At 39.3% G+C, this 17,761-nt stretch carries 17 protein-coding genes; 14 read left to right on the top strand and 3 right to left on the bottom strand.

The features are described 5' to 3' along the window. Positions 1-6 precede the first annotated feature (6 nt). The 3 genes from aceF (at position 7) to I6E80_RS10835 (ending at position 4,367) form a co-directional block, all read left to right on the top strand. Positions 7-1,926 (top strand): pyruvate dehydrogenase complex dihydrolipoyllysine-residue acetyltransferase, encoded by a 1,920-nt coding sequence (gene aceF / locus I6E80_RS10845; protein WP_197185539.1) that lies wholly within the window; start codon positions 7-9, stop codon positions 1,924-1,926. A 205-nt stretch (positions 1,927-2,131) separates the two neighbouring features. Beyond that, the gene (gene lpdA, locus I6E80_RS10840) at positions 2,132-3,556 is read left to right on the top strand and encodes a dihydrolipoyl dehydrogenase (RefSeq protein WP_076925037.1); all 1,425 of its coding nucleotides are present in this window, start codon (positions 2,132-2,134) and stop codon (positions 3,554-3,556) included. A gap of 130 nt (positions 3,557-3,686) precedes the next feature. Then, entirely contained in the window at positions 3,687-4,367 is a 681-nt protein-coding gene (locus I6E80_RS10835) for a tRNA-uridine aminocarboxypropyltransferase (protein WP_197185538.1), read from the top strand. A 12-nt stretch (positions 4,368-4,379) separates the two neighbouring features. Here the strand turns inward: I6E80_RS10835 and I6E80_RS10830 are convergent, their stop codons facing one another. Continuing rightward, positions 4,380-4,895, bottom strand: coding sequence for a hypothetical protein (locus tag I6E80_RS10830; RefSeq protein ID WP_076925039.1), 516 nt, complete (start codon positions 4,893-4,895; stop codon positions 4,380-4,382). 937 nt (positions 4,896-5,832) lie between these two features. On the opposite strand from I6E80_RS10830, the gene I6E80_RS10825 reads away from it, so the two are divergent. Genes I6E80_RS10825 through I6E80_RS10810 form a run of 4 tightly spaced genes read left to right on the top strand, consistent with a single transcriptional unit; the run spans position 5,833 to position 10,466 of the window. Further along, positions 5,833-6,837 (top strand): Fe(3+) ABC transporter substrate-binding protein, encoded by a 1,005-nt coding sequence (locus I6E80_RS10825; protein WP_197185537.1) that lies wholly within the window; start codon positions 5,833-5,835, stop codon positions 6,835-6,837. Then, the gene (locus I6E80_RS10820; RefSeq protein ID WP_197185536.1) at positions 6,837-8,468 is read left to right on the top strand and encodes an iron ABC transporter permease; all 1,632 of its coding nucleotides are present in this window, start codon (positions 6,837-6,839) and stop codon (positions 8,466-8,468) included. Before I6E80_RS10825 ends, I6E80_RS10820 begins: the two co-directional genes overlap by 1 nt. Beyond that, positions 8,469-9,518: an ABC transporter ATP-binding protein gene (locus I6E80_RS10815; protein WP_197185535.1), complete on the top strand. Its 1,050-nt coding sequence runs from the start codon at positions 8,469-8,471 to the stop codon at positions 9,516-9,518. Positions 9,519-9,566: 48 nt separating this feature from the next. Further along, positions 9,567-10,466 carry a Dyp-type peroxidase gene (locus tag I6E80_RS10810; RefSeq protein WP_010553339.1) on the top strand — a complete coding sequence of 300 codons (900 nt, stop codon included), beginning with the start codon at positions 9,567-9,569 and terminating at the stop codon, positions 10,464-10,466. Positions 10,467-10,473: 7 nt separating this feature from the next. Here I6E80_RS10810 and argR read toward each other — a convergent pair whose 3' ends face one another. After that, complete coding sequence (gene argR, locus I6E80_RS10805) at positions 10,474-10,941, bottom strand: transcriptional regulator ArgR (RefSeq protein WP_002957753.1); 468 nt, start codon at positions 10,939-10,941, stop codon at positions 10,474-10,476. A 225-nt stretch (positions 10,942-11,166) separates the two neighbouring features. Here argR and mdh point away from each other — a divergent pair, with 225 nt between their 5' ends. Then, on the top strand, positions 11,167-12,099 hold the full coding sequence (gene mdh / locus I6E80_RS10800) for a malate dehydrogenase (protein WP_007586102.1): 933 nt from the start codon (positions 11,167-11,169) through the stop codon (positions 12,097-12,099). A gap of 85 nt (positions 12,100-12,184) precedes the next feature. On the opposite strand, the gene ispB is transcribed toward mdh, so the two are convergent. Then, the gene (gene ispB, locus I6E80_RS10795; RefSeq protein ID WP_076925044.1) at positions 12,185-13,156 is read right to left on the bottom strand and encodes an octaprenyl diphosphate synthase; all 972 of its coding nucleotides are present in this window, start codon (positions 13,154-13,156) and stop codon (positions 12,185-12,187) included. Positions 13,157-13,578: 422 nt separating this feature from the next. On the opposite strand from ispB, the gene rplU reads away from it, so the two are divergent. The 6 genes from rplU (at position 13,579) to galU (ending at position 17,662) form a co-directional block, all read left to right on the top strand. After that, positions 13,579-13,890 (top strand): 50S ribosomal protein L21, encoded by a 312-nt coding sequence (gene rplU / locus I6E80_RS10790; protein WP_002957748.1) that lies wholly within the window; start codon positions 13,579-13,581, stop codon positions 13,888-13,890. 16 nt (positions 13,891-13,906) lie between these two features. Further along, complete coding sequence (rpmA, locus tag I6E80_RS10785) at positions 13,907-14,164, top strand: 50S ribosomal protein L27 (RefSeq protein ID WP_002957747.1); 258 nt, start codon at positions 13,907-13,909, stop codon at positions 14,162-14,164. A 140-nt stretch (positions 14,165-14,304) separates the two neighbouring features. Beyond that, entirely contained in the window at positions 14,305-15,462 is a 1,158-nt protein-coding gene (cgtA, locus tag I6E80_RS10780; RefSeq protein WP_024604542.1) for an Obg family GTPase CgtA, read from the top strand. 73 nt (positions 15,463-15,535) lie between these two features. Then, complete coding sequence (folA, locus tag I6E80_RS10775) at positions 15,536-16,027, top strand: type 3 dihydrofolate reductase (RefSeq protein ID WP_076925045.1); 492 nt, start codon at positions 15,536-15,538, stop codon at positions 16,025-16,027. A 78-nt stretch (positions 16,028-16,105) separates the two neighbouring features. After that, on the top strand, positions 16,106-16,483 hold the full coding sequence (locus I6E80_RS10770; RefSeq protein ID WP_024608314.1) for a DUF3718 domain-containing protein: 378 nt from the start codon (positions 16,106-16,108) through the stop codon (positions 16,481-16,483). A gap of 294 nt (positions 16,484-16,777) precedes the next feature. Then, on the top strand, positions 16,778-17,662 hold the full coding sequence (galU, locus tag I6E80_RS10765) for a UTP--glucose-1-phosphate uridylyltransferase GalU (RefSeq protein ID WP_197185534.1): 885 nt from the start codon (positions 16,778-16,780) through the stop codon (positions 17,660-17,662). The last annotated feature ends 99 nt before the right edge of the window (positions 17,663-17,761 follow it).

Below are 17,761 nucleotides of genomic sequence, written 5' to 3'. Positions count from 1 at the left end.
TTTGCAATGAGTATTGAAATTAAAGTACCAGATATTGGTGACGATGAAGTAGAAGTAACCGAAATATTAGTAAGCGTTGGCGACAAAGTAGATGTTGACCAATCATTATTAAATGTTGAAGGCGACAAAGCATCAATGGAAATACCTGCTTCGCAAGCGGGTACAGTGAAAGAGATTAAAGTAAACGTTGGCGACACCGTTACAACAGGCTCTTTAGTATTTTTGTTTGAAGGCGAGAGTGAAAGCACTGATGAAGAAGATACATCAGCCGCTGCTCCAGCTAAATCTGAAGAGGCAGCACCTGCTGCTTCTACAGGTTCTTCAACTAAAGAAGTAACCGTACCAGATATTGGCGATGATGAAGTTGAAGTAACTGAAATCATGGTTGCTGTTGGCGACACCGTTGAAGAAGAGCAATCTATCTTAAACGTTGAAGGCGACAAAGCTGCAATGGAAGTACCTGCTCCATTTGCCGGTACAGTTAAAGAAATTAAAGTAGCCGCTGGCGATACAGTTAAAACTGGCTCATTAGTGTTTGTTTTTGAAGTAGCAGGAAGTGAATCTGCAGCACCGGCTAAAGAGTCTGCTCCTGTAGAAGCGCCAGCTGAGAGTTCAACAGCAAGTTCAGCACCAAGCACTAAAGAAGTTAATGTGCCAGATATTGGTGGTGATGAAGTTGAAGTAACTGAAATTATGGTTGCAGTTGGCGATACGGTTGAAGAAGATCAATCAATCTTAAACGTTGAAGGCGACAAAGCGGCAATGGAAGTACCAGCTCCATTTGCAGGTACAGTTAAAGAAATTAAAGTAGCTGCTGGCGATAAAGTATCGACAGGCTCATTAATTTTTGTATTTGAAGTTGCAGGCAGCGCGCCGGCAGCAGCATCAGCACCAGCTGAAAAATCAGCACCTGCAGCCGCGGCTAAAACTGAGTCGGCACCGGCTCAAGTAGCACCTGTAAAAGCAAGTAATGAAAGCTTCACAGAAAACAGCGCGTATGCTCATGCATCACCTGTTGTTCGCCGTTTAGCGCGTGAGTTTGGTATTAACCTAGCTAACGTTAAAGGCACTGGTCGTAAAGCCCGTATAGTTAAAGAAGACGTGCAAAACTATGTTAAAAACCTAGTTAAGCAAGTTGAGTCTGGTCAATTATCAGCAGGTAGTAGTGCTGGTGGTAGTGAGCTTGGTCTTATTCCATGGCCTAAAGTTGATTTTGCTAAATTTGGCGAAATTGAAGAGCAAAAGCTGTCTCGTATTCAAAAGCTATCAGGCAAAAATTTACACCGTAACTGGGTACAAATCCCGCATGTTACGCAGTTTGATGAAGCTGATATCACAAGCCTTGAAGTATTCCGTAAAGAGCAAAATGTGCTTAGCGAGAAGAAAAAGCTGGGTGTTAAAATTACGCCACTTGTGTTTGTAATGAAAGCAGCTGCAAAAGCACTTGCTGAATTTCCAAAATTCAACTCATCGCTTTCTGCAGACGGCGAAAGCTTAATCCTTAAAAAGTACATTAACATTGGTGTTGCAGTTGATACGCCAAACGGTTTAGTTGTACCAGTGTTTAAAGATGTTGATAAAAAAGGCATTATTGAACTATCACGCGAATTAATGGAAGTATCTGTTAAAGCACGTGACGGCAAGCTTACATCGTCTGATATGCAAGGTGGTTGTTTTACTATTTCTAGCCTTGGCGGTATTGGCGGTACGGCATTTACGCCGATTGTTAATGCACCAGAAGTGGCTATTTTAGGTGTGTCTAAATCTGAAATGAAACCTAAATGGAATGGTAAAGAATTTGAACCGAAGTTAATGGTTCCGCTTTCTATGTCATACGATCATAGGGTAATTGACGGAGCATTAGCTGCACGCTTTACTGTGACGTTAGCGAGCTACATGAGCGATATTCGTCAGTTAGTGATGTAACCAATTTAATGAAATTGGTGTACGTAATTAAATAAATTGAATCAAATCCCAGCCAGTTGTTTTTAGCTGGGATTTTTAGCATTTGCAATGATACAATCTTTGTACATATTGCATCACTTTATGCGCTGCTCTGAATTTCTGCCTTGCAGAAACACGGCAGTTAAATTTTAGGGCAGTGTCCCGTTCAAACAATTAAGGTAAAAGCATGAGCAACGAATTAAAAACTCAAGTTGTTATACTAGGCGGTGGTCCTGGTGGTTATTCTGCGGCTTTCCGTGCTGCTGACTTGGGCTTAGAAGTTACATTAGTAGAATCTCGTGGAACATTAGGCGGCGTATGTCTTAATGTTGGTTGTATCCCTTCAAAAGCACTTTTACACGTAGCTAAAGTGATTGATGACGCAGCTGAAATGTCATCTCACGGTGTTACTTTTGGCGCACCAAAGATCGATCTTGACCAAGTACGTTCTTGGAAAGATTCTGTCGTTGGCCAGTTAACTGGCGGACTAGACGGAATGGCTAAAATGCGTAAAGTAAAAGTTGTGTATGGTTACGGCAAATTTACTGGCAGCAATACTTTAGTAGTTGAAGGCGAGAAAGACGCTACAACTATCACGTTTGATAACGCGATTATTGCAGCAGGTTCTAAACCAGTTAACTTACCTTTCATCCCAGAAGATGACCGTGTAATTGATTCAACTGGCGCGCTAGAGCTTAAAGACGTACCAGAAAAACTACTTGTACTAGGTGGTGGTATTATCGGTCTTGAAATGGGTACGGTTTATCGTGCTCTTGGTTCTGCAATTGACGTTGTAGAATTTGCTGACCAATTAGTTCCAGCAGCTGATAAAGACATTATCAAAATTTATCAAAAATACGTAAGCAAAAAATTCAACGTAATGCTTTCAACTAAAGTTGTTGGCGTTGAAGCTAAAAAAGATGGCTTATACGTAACATTTGAAGGTAAAAACGCACCAGCAGAACCAGTACGTTACGATAAAGTACTTGTTGCTGTGGGCCGTACACCAAACGGTAACCTACTTGATGCTGATAAAGCGGGCGTAAACGTTGATGAGCGTGGCTTTATTAATGTTGATAAGCAATTACGTACTAACGTAAGCCATATTTTTGCAATCGGTGACTTAGTTGGCCAGCCTATGCTTGCGCATAAAGCGGTTCATGAAGGTCATGTTGCTGCAGAAGTTATTTCTGGTCAGAAGCATTTCTTTGACCCTAAATGTATTCCTTCAATAGCGTACACTGACCCTGAAATCGCTTGGGTAGGTGTTACTGAGAAAGAAGCAAAAGAGCAAGGCTTAAAAATTGAAACTGCGGTATTCCCGTGGGCAGCATCTGGCCGTGCTATCGCATCTGCTCGTACTGAAGGTTCTACAAAACTTATCTTTGATAAAGAAAGTGGCCGTATAATCGGTGGTGCTATGATCGGTATTAACGCGGGCGAAATGCTTGGCGAAATCGGTTTAGGTATTGAAATGGGTGCAGATGGTGAAGACTTAGCGCTTACTATTCATGCTCACCCTACATTGAACGAATCAATTGGCCTAGCTGCTGAAATTTTTGAAGGTTCAATCACTGACTTACCAAACAAAAAAGCAGTTAAAAAGAAGTAATTTAACTTTTTAACATTTGCTTGAAAACCCAGCTTTGGCTGGGTTTTTTTATGCCTGCTTTTCATTAAATATAAGATTAAATTGCCATAAGCCGTTACAATGCGCGCCTAATTAATTGAAGGTAAATACAGTGAAAAACGCAGTTTTAGCATTACGCGCTCAGCAAATAAGTGAATCTCGTCGTGAATTTAACGCGCGAGGCGGTAAATTAGATCGCTGTGAGCAATGCTTAATAGCCAAGCATTACTGTATTTGTAAAGGTGTTGAGCACGCTCAGTGCAACGCTGCTGTATGTTTACTGATGTACCATAATGAAAGCTTTAAGCCTTCTAATACTGGGCGTTTAATTGCTGAAATAGTCCCAAATAACTACGCATTTAGATGGGACAGAACAGACCCAGATCCTGATTTTTTAGCTTTAATAAACGATCCTCAATATCAACCAATGGTAGTATTCCCTGCTGAAGACGTAGAAGAGGGCAGAGCCATTACCGAAGTGAATATTGAAGAAGGTAAAAAGTTACTATTTATATTTTTAGATGGTACATGGCGTGAAGCTAAAAAAATGATTCGCAAAAGCCCCTACCTAGATAATTTACCTGTGCTTTCTGTTACTGCTGATAAGCTCTCTGATTACCGCTTACGTGTTGCGCCTCACGCGCACCAGCTAGGTACAGCTGAAGTAGGTATTATGGTGCTAGCACTTGCGGGCGAAATGGATGCCTCAATAAAGTTGGAGCAGCACTTTATTAAGTTTCGTGATGCGTATTTATTGGGTAAACGTAATAAAGGCAGGCCATTAGAAGACTAATTTTTTATGCAGCTAAGCGAAAGCTTGCTGCTCTTTTAAGTGAGTTAGTGCTTTATTTTGAATTGCTCTAAAGCCTTCTTCAGATGTTAATTGTAAAACAGTGTTATATAGTTGGCTTATATTGTTGTGCACCTGAATAAATGAGATGCAGTCTTCACCAATCATATCCTTTGCTTCCTCAACTCGTTTTAAAAAGTAACCACTAATGTCTATTCTGCCATTAAATTGAGTAGTTGCTATAGCGTTCGATATTCTATTAAGCTGATAACTAAATTCATCAGGACGAGCACCTTCCCCCCATTTACTAATAGAAATATCGCTTTCTAACTGGATAATTACGTTAAGTATGTTTTTAAACTCACTCATTGGCATATTAAAAAAGTTATAACCTTTGGGGTTAAATAAAGCTTTATATGGATTTACGCTGGGAGTTTGGGCAGTAAAAATACCAATTGGTTTTGCTGTACTTGTGTCTGATACTTTATATAAAAAGGTATTGCTTTGAGGTGTTTTAAAATTCATATCCATTGAGTATTTTTAATTTATGCGTTATTTAGTTATCGGCGCAATTAATAAATAACTTAGCGAAATTTAAAATATTAATGAAGTATTTGGTGGTATTAATATTGAATGGCTGGAATGCGGTATTACCCAGTAAAAATTAGTGATAGTTGCTTGGAACTTTACTAAACCTAAATTTTAGGCAAAGAAAAGCGCGCTCTATTTCTAGGCGCGCTTGCGGAATCTTCTAATTTTCTGCATCCTGCAATTGAACTTAATCAACTCCAATTTTCACTAATCCATGTTTATTACTATATTACTTTTTAGTTCTATGTAATGTAGACCATCCGGGCCTGTATCCTTAAATTCCTGAACATCCTGTAGGGTAAATACTATTACCAAATCCTAAATTACACTTCCTAGTGTATCCCTATTTTAACCAATCCATTGTGTTGCCTTGAAGGCCTGTCCATTTATTCCTTCAACATCCTGTTAAACAACTTAGCCGCGTTGTTATCCTTTTCGCATCTTCCTGACGCTATCCTTTTTACAACATTGCGTTGTGATACTCATCCTGAGCCTGTCCTAAAATCCGTGTTGTCCTGGTAACCTAATCATTGGTTGGTTGAGTAAGCAATCCATTTCCTTTTACTCAATAAGCATCATTGCTTGGTTGATGCATAAATTATAGTGCAATAGAGCAACCAAAATAGGGATAAAACTACATTTAATTAGTATTTATGCAATAGTAATAATGTAAAAGCTCTTTTAATACAGGTGGTTAAGTGTGTTTTTGTATGTTTTTATCTTGATTTTTACTCATTAGCTGTCACATCCGTGAGACATCTCTTACACGGCATTTCCTTTTTGGGCGTTATTTACATATTTACATTTATTTAAAGTGTGCACTTTTTGAATGAGCGCGGTAGAATTCGATGATAATAACAATTATTTAGGTGAAATAATGAAGACAGTATTTACACTTGTTTTGGGATTAGCAGCATCGGCACCAGCCTTTGCAAGTGACGTTGTTAATATCTATTCTTTTCGTCAGCCGTTTTTGATTCAGCCAATTTTAGAAGATTTTACAAAACAAACGGGAATAAAAACCAATGTTGTTTTTGCTAAAAAAGGGTTAATTGAGCGTGTTAAACGTGAAGGTAAACACAGTAAAGCCGATTTAGTATTAACCTCTAATTTTAGTGCGCTTATTCAATTAGAAGATTTAAAATTAACACAAACTATAAAAAGTGACAGTGTAAATAGTAACGTGCCTGTAGCTTTTCGTGACGGTGATGGCCAATGGGTCGCGCTTACTAAGCGAGTGCGTAATGTCTATTCATCAAAAGAGCGAGTTGGTGCGTTACCTGAACTCACTTATGAAGATTTAGCAGATCCTAAATACAAAGGACAAATTTGTACGCGATCTGGCAAACATCCATATAATTTAGGTTTAGTGGCTTCTATGATTGCACACCACGGTGAAGCGCAAACCAAAGAGTGGCTTGAAGGTGTTAAGGCTAATTTAGCACGCAAACCTCAAGGTAACGATCGTGCTCAAGTTAAAGCCGTTAAAGAAGGTTTATGTAACTTAGCATTAGGCAATAGTTACTATCTTGGCAAAATGCTAGAAGATAAAGAGCAAAAAGGTTGGGCTGAGGCCGTAAATATTAACTTTCCGAATCAAACTAATCGTGGCTCACACATAAATGTTTCGGGTGCGGTTATTACCAAATATGCTAAAAACCCTGAAAATGCATTAAAGCTCATCGAGTATATGACCGACAGCAAAGCACAAAACATGTATGCCTCGTTAAATATGGAGTATCCAGTTAAGTCGGGTGTTGAATTATCAAGTTTGGTTGCGTCTTGGGGTAGTTTTCAAGAAGACAGCTTGCCACTTGATGAGATTAGTAAATATCGTCCGTTAGCGCTTAAGCTAATTGATGAGGTGAAGTTCGATCTTTAATGACTAATAAATTTAAGCTGTCTAAATGGCAGCTCTTTGCGTGGTCGACAGGCTTAATTCTATCGGCTCCGTTGTTTTTTCTTCTTTTTGAATCTCTACAAGGTAGCTCTGAGGTGTTTTCTCACCTGTGGGATACCGTGCTTTGGGATTACATAAACAATACCGTATTGCTTGTTTTAGGTGTTTGCGTCCTTAGCTGCGCCATAGCTTTGCCACTTGGGTGGCTAACGGCTTACTGTAGTTTTCCGGGTAAAAAACAGTTTGAATGGGCACTTATGCTGCCCCTTGCTATGCCCACCTATATTATTGCTTATGTATATACTGATTTATTAGATTATGCGGGCCCTGTACAAATAGCACTGAGAGACTGGTTTGGCTGGCAATCGCCTAATGACTATTGGTTTTTTGATATACGTACATTACCCGGCGCTATCGTTATGATTGCCTTGGTGCTTTACCCGTATTTATTTTTAATTTTTAAAACGGCCCTTCGCGAGCAGTCATTCAAATTAGTGCAAGCTAGCCAGTTAATGGGGTTATCTCCTTGGCAAAGCTTTTTTAAAGTAAGTTTAGTGCTCTCTCGTGGGGCTATTGTGGCGGCTCTTGCGCTTATTAGTATGGAAACCATGGCTGACTTTGCAACAGTGAGTTATTTTGCCGTAAGTACATTAACAACCGCCGTATACGATACGTGGTTTGGTTATTACTCACTTACAGCGGCCGCTAAAATATCGGGTGTGATGTTACTACTGTTATTTTTAGCATTAATGGCAGAGCGCTTTAGCCGTCGTAACCAAGCGGTATTTGAGCGCCAATCAAGCGTAAATAGTGAATCTCTCTATGTATTAAAAGGAAAGTCAGCTTGGCTAGCAACGGCCTTTTGCAGTTTTATTTTACTTATCGCGTTTGTAATTCCTATTGCAGTACTTATAAATTATGCCATTACCTACTTTGATAAAGCATGGAATGTAGAGTTTTTTAGTTACGCTTGGCAAAGTTTAAAAGTGGCAGGGGTTGTGAGCCTAATAACGATTACGTTGAGTATTTTTGTTGTTTTTTATCAGCGTGTGGCAAAGCAAACGTATCCGCTTGTTCCTGGGCGTTTAGCAAGCACAGGCTATGCGTTGCCTGGCACGGTACTCGCTATTGCGGTTTTGTTACCCCTTACATTATTAGAGAACACCATTAACACAGCGCTCGAGCCGTATAATTTAGATATTGGCTTACTGCTTACAGGTAGCATTCTTACTATTATTATTGCTTACATTGTTAGGTTTTACGCCATTGCACACGGAGCAATTGAGTCGAGTTTTTTACGTATTAGCCCATCACTTGATATGGCAAGCCAATCAATGGGTAAAAGCCAAGGGCAAACGCTGCGTTTAGTGCACTTACCTTTACTGCGAAGAGGATTGCTTACTGCTGCGTTATTGGTATTTATTGAGTGCATGAAAGAACTGCCGGCTGCGCTATTGCTCAGACCGTTTAATTTTGAAAGCTTAGCTACTCATGTATTTCAGTATGTAAGTGACGAGCAATTAGAGCTTGCTTCAATATCGGCTTTATTTATTGTTATTGTTGGGTTTATTCCTTTGTATTTTATTAATCGTTCTATGGAGCAGCGTAGTTAAATGAGTAGTTTAATTTTACAAGGCGTGAGCTATCACTATAACGGCACAAAGGTTATTCACGATTTAGATTTAACGGTGGGTAAAGATGAAATTGTTTGTCTACTTGGAGCGAGTGGGTGTGGCAAAACGACCACGTTAAAAGCGATTGCAGGTTTAATTGAAGCTAAGCAAGGGTCTATTTTTATAGACGGTAAATTAGTGAGTGATGATCAATCGTTTGTCTCGCCTGAGCACCGTAACATCGGCATGATGTTTCAAGATTATGCGCTGTTTCCGCATTTAACGGTGGCAAATAATATCGCATTTGGGCTTAGTAAAATGAGTAAAGCTCAAAAGCAGCAACGCGTTGATGAAATGCTTAAGCTGGTACATTTAATTGGCTGTGCCGACAGGTTCCCGCATCAGTTATCGGGTGGTCAACAGCAGCGTGTAGCTATTGCTCGTGCATTAGCTTATAAGCCTAGTTTATTGCTACTTGATGAGCCCTTTTCAAATATCGACACACAAGTACGCTTTGAATTAATTGCTGATATACGTCGAATTATTAAGGCAACTCAAGTATCTGCTGTATTTGTTACACATTCAAAAGAAGAGGCATTTGCCTTTTCAGATACACTGGCCATTATGCATCGCGGCAAAATTGAGCAACAAGGCACGCCTGAGCAGCTTTTTGCAGCTCCATGTTCAAAGGAGGTTGCAGAGTTTCTGGGTCAAGGCATATACTTGAGTGCAGAAGCATTAACAGCAACTGAATATAAAACACCATTTGGTTTAGTCGAATCTTATGTTGAGAGTAAACATAACGTAAGCGTCGGGCTCATATATGTACGCCCCCATCAAATAGAATTAGTGGCAGATAACCAAAGTGACAAATTCAGCAAGCGAGCTACAATCATAAGTCGTCGCTTTATTGGTTCGGCGTATGTTTATTCGGTTGTTATTGATGAACAAGAAATTGAAGTTGCTGCACAATATGGCCAGTCATTTGAAAATAATGAGCAGGTTATAATAAAAATAAAACCTCACACGGTGAATTTTTTCGAATCGTAATTAATTTGTTATTCGCTGTGTTTTTATCTGTAAAACTAAGGAATAACAATGGCGCAAGCGCAATCAGGGATTTGTGCTGAAGCAAACTTACACGGTTTGCACTTATTTTTTAATGTGTTTGATGGTCAAGATGAATCACTTCGCGCAAAGTTAAAACAAGTAAGCGCCATTGAAGAAGAGTTTAGCGATCAATTTTCAGAATCAATGCTCTCTTGTATGGTTGCTATCGGTGCGCAATATTGGCCGCATATCCTCCCTGAATACATCCCAAGCGAATTACAGAGCTTTCCTAATATAAACCATAGCGATCATCAAATGAGCGTACAACCGTGCGATTTATTTGTGCAAATTCGCTCTGACCGTGAAGACGTTAACCATTTATTTGCGCTGCAAATTTTAAAATTATTTGCCCCCGATGTTGAGCTGGTGGAGCAAATTCGTAATTTTCGCTTTTTAGATGGTCGTGATTTTAATGGTTTTATTTATGGTGGCGATACAGCTCATGGAAGAAAAAAGCGCGCTACGGCTTTAATTAGTAACCCTGGTAATTTTGAAGATCAGGGAAGTTATATTCATGTACAGCGTTATAAGCATGACTTAACGATGTGGCAGCACTTATCATTGAGCGAGCAAGAACAAATAATGGGGCGTACGCGCCTTGATAACACACTAATTACCCCCGCAATTGAAACCAGCCATGCTTCGCGAAGTGAGCTAAAAGACGAAGACGGACAACCGCTACTATTAAATCAGAGCATGCCTTATGGCGATGTGTATGAGCAGGGAATGTTATCAATTACATGCGCTTGTACGGGTACCGCATTTGAAAAAGTACTTAATAGTCGTTTAGGGGAAGGGGATTGTTACGACCACTGGCTTGATTTTACTCAAGCCGATATGGGTTCTGCTTTCTTTGCGCCTTCAGTCGGGTTTTTAAAACAAATTTAGTTTGCTATTAAACCGTATCAAATAAAATGCGAACACGTTCAAGTGTTACATCTATTTCAGATATTTTAGCAGGAGCGATAAAAATAGTATCGTCGCCTGCAATTGTTCCTAGTACGCCATCTGCTTTACCTAATGAATCTAACAAACGCGCAATAAGCTGAGCAGCACCTGGGCTGGTACGAATGATGATCATCATTTCGTTGTGCATAATGTCGATTACTAATTGGCGTAATGGGCTTTTAGCCGTAGGTACACCCATTTCAGCAGGTAAGCAGTAAACCATTTCTTGCTTGGCATTACGTGTGCGTACAGCGCCAAATTTACTTAACATGCGTGATACTTTACTTTGGCTTATATTGTCAAAGCCTTGATCTTTTAACGCATCAACTATTTCGCCTTGAGAGCCAAAATTTTCTTCTTTTAATAGTGATTTAAATGCTTTTACCAGTGCTTCTTGTTTATCTTGTGGTTGCATAGTCTTTATTCGTTTTTGTTATTTATGCTGCAAATTCTACACAAAAATGAATAATTATGCAGCAGTTGTTTAGTTAACTTGCCAGTTTGATGCGTTAAATCACAAAAGTTTACGACTATGGTCGAAAATATACTTGAAATAGACAGGATAAATTTGTTTTTAGTCGCTAATTTCATTATCTTAAGAGCCACAAATGTTTCCTACCTCAAATTACGGAGAATTCCAATGAAAGTTGCTGTATTAGGTGCTGCAGGCGGTATCGGCCAAGCGTTATCTTTATTATTAAAAACAGGCTTACCAGCTGGCTCTGAATTATCACTTTATGATGTTGCACCAGTAGTACCAGGTGTTGCGGTTGACCTTTCTCACATCCCAACAGATGTTAAAGTAGCAGGCTTTGGCGCAGACGAATTAAACAAAGCGCTTGAAGGCTCTGATATCGTTCTTATCCCAGCGGGTATGCCACGTAAACCAGGTATGGATCGTGCTGATTTATTTAATGTAAATGCTGGCATCATCAAAACTTTAGCAGAAGGCATTGTTGCTAGCTGTCCTAAAGCGTTAGTAGGTATTATTACTAACCCAGTAAATGGCACAGTTCCAATTGTTGCTGAAGTATTCAAAAAAGCAGGTACTTACGACGCTAAACGCGTATTCGGTATTACTACGCTTGACGTTATTCGTTCAGAAGCATTTGTTGCTGAACTTAAAGGCGTAGACGTAGCAACTGTTAAAGTACCAGTAATTGGCGGTCACTCAGGCACAACTATTCTTCCTCTACTTTCTCAAGTTGAAGGTGTTTCTTTCACTGATGAAGAAGTTGCTGCACTTACTCCACGTATCCAAAATGCGGGTACTGAAGTTGTAAATGCTAAAGCCGGTGGCGGTTCAGCTACGCTATCTATGGGCGCAGCTGCTGCTCGTTTTTGTATGTCTTTAGTTAAAGGCCTACAGGGTGAAGAAGTGGTAGATTACGCTTATGTTGCTGTTGAAAATGGCGATGCAGAGTACTTTGCTCATCCAGTACGTTTAGGTAAAAACGGCGTAGAAGAAATTCTTTCTTACGGCGAACTAAGCGCATTTGAAACAAAAGCAAAAAATGACATGCTTGAAACACTGAAAAAAGACATCAAAGAAGGTGTTGATTTCATGGCGTAATAGCCAATTTAAGCAACAAAAAAGCCTGCATTTGCAGGCTTTTTTATTGCTCAGAATTAATTTCACACTGTGTAACTAGTTAAAACTAGTGGTCGCGGTCAACCGCAATACGTGCAAGGCTTATAAGTGCTTGCTTATAGTCAGACTCAGCTAAAAAGTCTAAACACGCAATAGCTTTGTCAGCTTCAAGTTCTGCTTTTTGCATTGTAAATTCAAGCGCATTAGTTTGCTTTAGTGCCGATAAAATTTCTTCTAAATGCTCCATACCATTACTGTGCTCTATTGCATCACGAATAAGCTGTGTTTGCTGCTCGCTACCATGTTGCATGGCATAAATAAGCGGAAGGGTTGGTTTGCCTTCAGCTAAATCATCACCAATGTTTTTACCCAACTGCTCAGCATCTGCATTGTAATCAAGTACGTCATCCACTAACTGAAATGCAGTACCTAAATGCATACCGTACAGGTTTAGTGCATCAAGTGTCGCTTGGTCTTGCTCAGTAATAATGGCAGCAAGCCCTGTCGCTGCTTCAAACAACTTAGCTGTTTTAGAGTAAATAACCTGCATATAACTGGCTTCGGTAGTGTCTGGGTCGTTGCAGTTCATTAACTGCAATACTTCACCTTCAGCAATAATGTTTGTTGCATCGGCAAGTACTTGCATAACCTGCATTTTGCCAAGGCCAACCATAAGCTGAAATGAACGAGTGTAAATAAAGTCACCAACCAATACGCTAGCAGCATTACCAAATTCAGCATTTGCTGTAGGCGTGCCACGTCGTAAGTTTGATTCATCTACAACATCATCATGCAATAGCGTTGCTGTATGAATAAACTCAACAATTGTTGCAAGTGTTATGTGATCTTTACCCTGATAACCGAGCGCTTTGGCTGCTAAAATCGCCAGCATTGGACGAACGCGTTTGCCGCCACTGCTAACTATATATAAACCAAGCTGATTAACTAACGCCACATCTGAGCGCATTTGCGCATGTATAAGTTGATTGACGTCATTCATATCGCTTTCGATTAACGCCTGGATAGCTTTTATATCCATTGATCTCCGAGCCAATTTTTATGTGTGAACGGCGCAGATTGTACAACAAAAAATGCACTAGCTCGATATTTTGTGACGATTGATTGAAAAAACACTATTAAAGTACTTAATTTAGACTGAATTGGCCAAGATAACTGATTAATTGATAATCAATATACAGTTTGTGGTGTGCTTAGATATTAAGCTGTGAGGGTCATATTTGAGTACATTAATTTATTTCGACTAAGAGTTAAAAAGCGCTTGGCAAAAGGGCTAATTAATATAAAATGGGGTAAATATTGAATTGCTCTCAAAGCAGCTACTTTTTATTCATTTTAATTACAAAATAGGCTTGCTAGTTATTTCGCGTTAGCGTAAACTTCGCGCCCTATCGAAGAATATTTTAGTTGCGCCGATTTGAGGGTGCACAGACGGAGTTAATTATGTACGCGGTTTTCCAAAGTGGTGGTAAACAGCATCGTGTGACTGAAGGTCAAACGATTCGTCTTGAAAAATTAGACGTTGAAACTGGTGCGGCAGTAGAATTTGATTCAGTACTTTTAGTTGCTGATGGTGAGAAAATCGAGATCGGTGTACCGTTCGTAAACGGTGGCAAGATAACAGCTGAGGTTGTTTCACATGGTCGCGGTGAGAAGATTAAGGTTGTTAAATTTAGACGCCGTAAGCATTCTCGTAAGCAAATGGGCCATCGTCAATGGTTCACTGAAGTTAAAATCACTAGCATTAGCGCTTAATTAGAGGTACTTAGAAATGGCACATAAAAAAGCAGCTGGTAGTACTCGTAACGGTCGCGATTCAGAAAGCAAACGCCTAGGTGTTAAGCGTTTTGGTGGCGAATCAGTTCTAGCGGGTAGCATCATTGTTCGTCAGCGTGGAACTCGTTTCCACCCTGGTACTAACGTAGGTATCGGTAAAGACCACACTATCTTCGCAAAAGCAGATGGTAAAGTTCAGTTTGAACAAAAAGGTCCTTTAAACCGTAAATACGTAACTATCGTAACTGAGTAATCAGTAAGGTAGTTAAAAACCCCGCCTTTGCGGGGTTTTTTGTTTTGTAGTCAGTCAAAATATATACCCAAGCCTGCATTTGTGTTGGCTTGGGTATATAATAGAGTTATTAAACAAGCCAATCCCTAAAGTGAGTAATCATGAAGTTTGTAGATGAAGTAGAAATTCGCGCAGAAGCTGGAGACGGTGGCAGCGGCATCGTGTCTTTCCGTCGTGAAAAATATGTTCCAGATGGTGGACCAGACGGCGGTGACGGTGGAGACGGTGGTAGTGTTTATCTACAAGCTGATGAAAACTTAAATACCCTAATTGATTATCAGTTTGAGCGTTTCCATAGGGCTGAACGTGGCACTAACGGTCGTAGCCGTAACTGTACAGGCCGAAAAGCCGACGACTTATTTGTTATGGTGCCTGTAGGCACACGCATCATGGATGTTGATACCCAAGAGGGACTTGGCGACTTAACTCAACATGGTCAACGAATTTTGGTTGCAAAAGGTGGTTTCCACGGCTTGGGGAATGCACGTTTTAAATCAAGTACTAACCGTGCACCTCGTCAAAAAACATTGGGCACACCTGGTGAAGTACGTAACTTAAAATTAGAGTTACTATTATTAGCTGATGTAGGCTTACTCGGATTACCAAATGCAGGTAAATCTACGTTTATCCGCAGTGTATCTGCAGCGAGACCAAAAGTAGCTGATTACCCATTCACGACGCTTATTCCTAATTTAGGTGTGGTACGTCCTGAAGCAAATAAATCGTTTGTTATAGCCGATATTCCAGGTCTAATTGAAGGTGCATCTGATGGTGCAGGCCTTGGTATTCGCTTCTTGAAGCATTTAGAGCGTTGTCGTGTGTTATTACACATTATTGATGTAATGCCGGTAGATGGTTCAAACCCTGTTGATAATGCATTCTCGATTATTAACGAGCTACACCAATACAGCCCTAAATTAGCTGAAAAGCCACGCTGGTTAGTGTTTAATAAAATAGATTTATTACCAGAAGACGAAGCAAAAGCGCTATGCGAAGCGATTGCAGAAGAACTGGGCGAAACTGAAAATATTTATCACATCTCAGCAATTAATAAACTTAATACTCAACCTTTAATCCACAACATAATGACGCTTCTCGATAGCATGCCTAAAGAGAAGTTTGTACAAGTTGAAGATGAAGAAGTTGAATTCAAGTGGGATACCTATCATGAAAAAGCCACTAAAGGTAAGGGCAATGATGATGATTGGGACGACTGGGATGAAGATGATTACGACGTAGAAGTAGTCTACGAGCGTTAATTAAATAGAATTTATTAAAAAGGAGCTTATGCTCCTTTTTCTTTGTTTAAGAATAAAGTACTAGGTGTTTATTATGATAATTTCAATGATTGCAGCAATGGCAAATAACCGTGTAATTGGCCTAGATAATAAAATGCCATGGCATTTACCAGCAGATCTTCAGCATTTTAAAAAAGTAACTACGGGTAAACCTGTGATCATGGGTCGTAAAACTTTTGAGTCAATAGGCCGTCCTTTACCTGGGCGTCGTAATATTATTATTACTCGAAACAGCGAATATTCTGCAGAGGGTATTGAAACTGTAACCACCCCAGAGGATGCATTAAATCTAGTTTGTGATGTAGAAGAAGTGATGATTATTGGTGGTGGTAATATTTATGAGCAATTTTTACCGAAAGCAGATCGCTTGTATTTAACTTTTATTGATTTAGATGTTAATGGCGATACGCAGTTTCCTGATTACAACAAAATCGCAAATTGGAATATAAAAGAAGAGCAAGAAAACCTTCCAGATGATAAGAACAAATCTAGTTATAAATTCGTAACTTTATATAAAGAACATTAACATTATTGCGTAATTTTTGATAGATTGATATAATATTCGATAGTCTATGTAAGAACAAAGTATTATAAAGGGTTTGTCATGTTTAAATTACCAAAGCTAGTTGCACTTACTGCTGTTGTCGCTGTAAGTTCGTTGTCGTATACAGCACCAGCAAATGCTGAAGATCAATTAGCGGTATCTATTTGTGAGTACATTGCTGCTGATGATAAAAACCGATTACGTAGTAAGCTTAAAAGCTCTCGCGTAAAAATTCGTAATATCTACGATGCAGTACAATGTAATGGTAATAACTTACTACGTCATGCCGTTGCGAGTAATGCAGTAGATACAGGTGAGTATATAGTTAAAAACTTATCAAAAAGTGCTTTAACAGATGGTGCCGACATTGCTTGGGCTGAAGGCAACTTTGCCAGCTCACCACTTATTGCAGTAATTAAAGATCGCGCTGGTCTTTAATCATAAATAGATTTTACAGCTCTACTTCCAATAAGTATTGTTGAAAAATTGATTGGTCTAGGTTTATTATTAATAACAAACCTAGACTTATTTCTCTTAGCTAATCTAATCTCACTTCCTAACAAAATTATTAATAAGTTCACTATTTACCTATCTATTTTATATTCCCAAAGTGTAGAGTCTTCACTTTAAAAGCAGCTTCAAATTTACTTCTTCAAAAGAGGTAACTTTATTCAGCTGGTATCTATTTTGTATCTGCTAGTTTATTTACAAACTTAATCACTAAGGATAGATATGAAAGCTGTAATTCCAGTGGCTGGCTTAGGGACAAGAATGCTCCCTATGACAAAAGCTATTCCAAAAGAAATGCTCCCTATAGTCGATAAACCACTTATCCAATATATTGTCAGCGAATGTGTGTCTGCTGGTATTAAAGATATTGTATTAGTGACGCATAGCTCTAAAAACGCAATCGAAAACCATTTTGATACAAGTTATGAGCTAGAAGCTACTCTTGAAAAGCGTGTTAAACGTGCTTTATTAGATGAGATTCGCTCTATTTGTCCGCCTGACGTAACTATTATGAGTGTTCGCCAAGGTGAAGCTAAAGGGCTAGGGCATGCTATTTTGTGTGCTAAGCCAATAGTAGGTGACGACAACTTTGTAGTGCTCCTGCCAGATGTGATACTTGATGCTTATACTGCCGATCAAGAAACTGAAAACTTAGCGGCCATGATTAAACGCTTTAAAGAAACTCAAGCAAGTCAAATAATGCTTGAGCCAGTAGCTAAAGAAGACGTTAGTAAATATGGTATTGCTGATATAAACGGTGTTGAGTTAATGCCAGGTAAAAGTGCTGCAATTAAAGCGATGGTTGAGAAACCTGATGCAGACTTAGCACCTTCAAACCTTGCTGTTGTAGGGCGATATGTACTGAGTAAGAATATTTGGCCTCTACTCGCAAAAACGACTGTAGGTGCTGGCGGTGAAATACAACTTACAGACTCTATTGACGCATTAATGGCGCAAGAAACCGTTGAAGCATTTCATATGAGTGGTCGCTCTCACGATTGCGGAGATAAGTTGGGTTATTTAAAAGCAATTGTAGAGTACAGCATACGGGATAAAAAGTTAGGTAATGACTTTTCTCGCTTTATAAACGATTTGAATTTACCTTAACTACAGAGCAATAAATTTTATGAAAACTATAGAAGCTAAAATAGTTTTCATAAAATGTAGTGAACTCAGTCTATAAACCTTTGCTAGACTACCCTGAGT

This window comes from Pseudoalteromonas sp. NSLLW218 (genome assembly GCF_015864775.1).
Lineage (GTDB): Bacteria > Pseudomonadota > Gammaproteobacteria > Enterobacterales > Alteromonadaceae > Pseudoalteromonas.
Note: the sequence above shows the minus strand (reverse complement) of the source record. Positions and strands in the feature narration are given on the sequence as shown.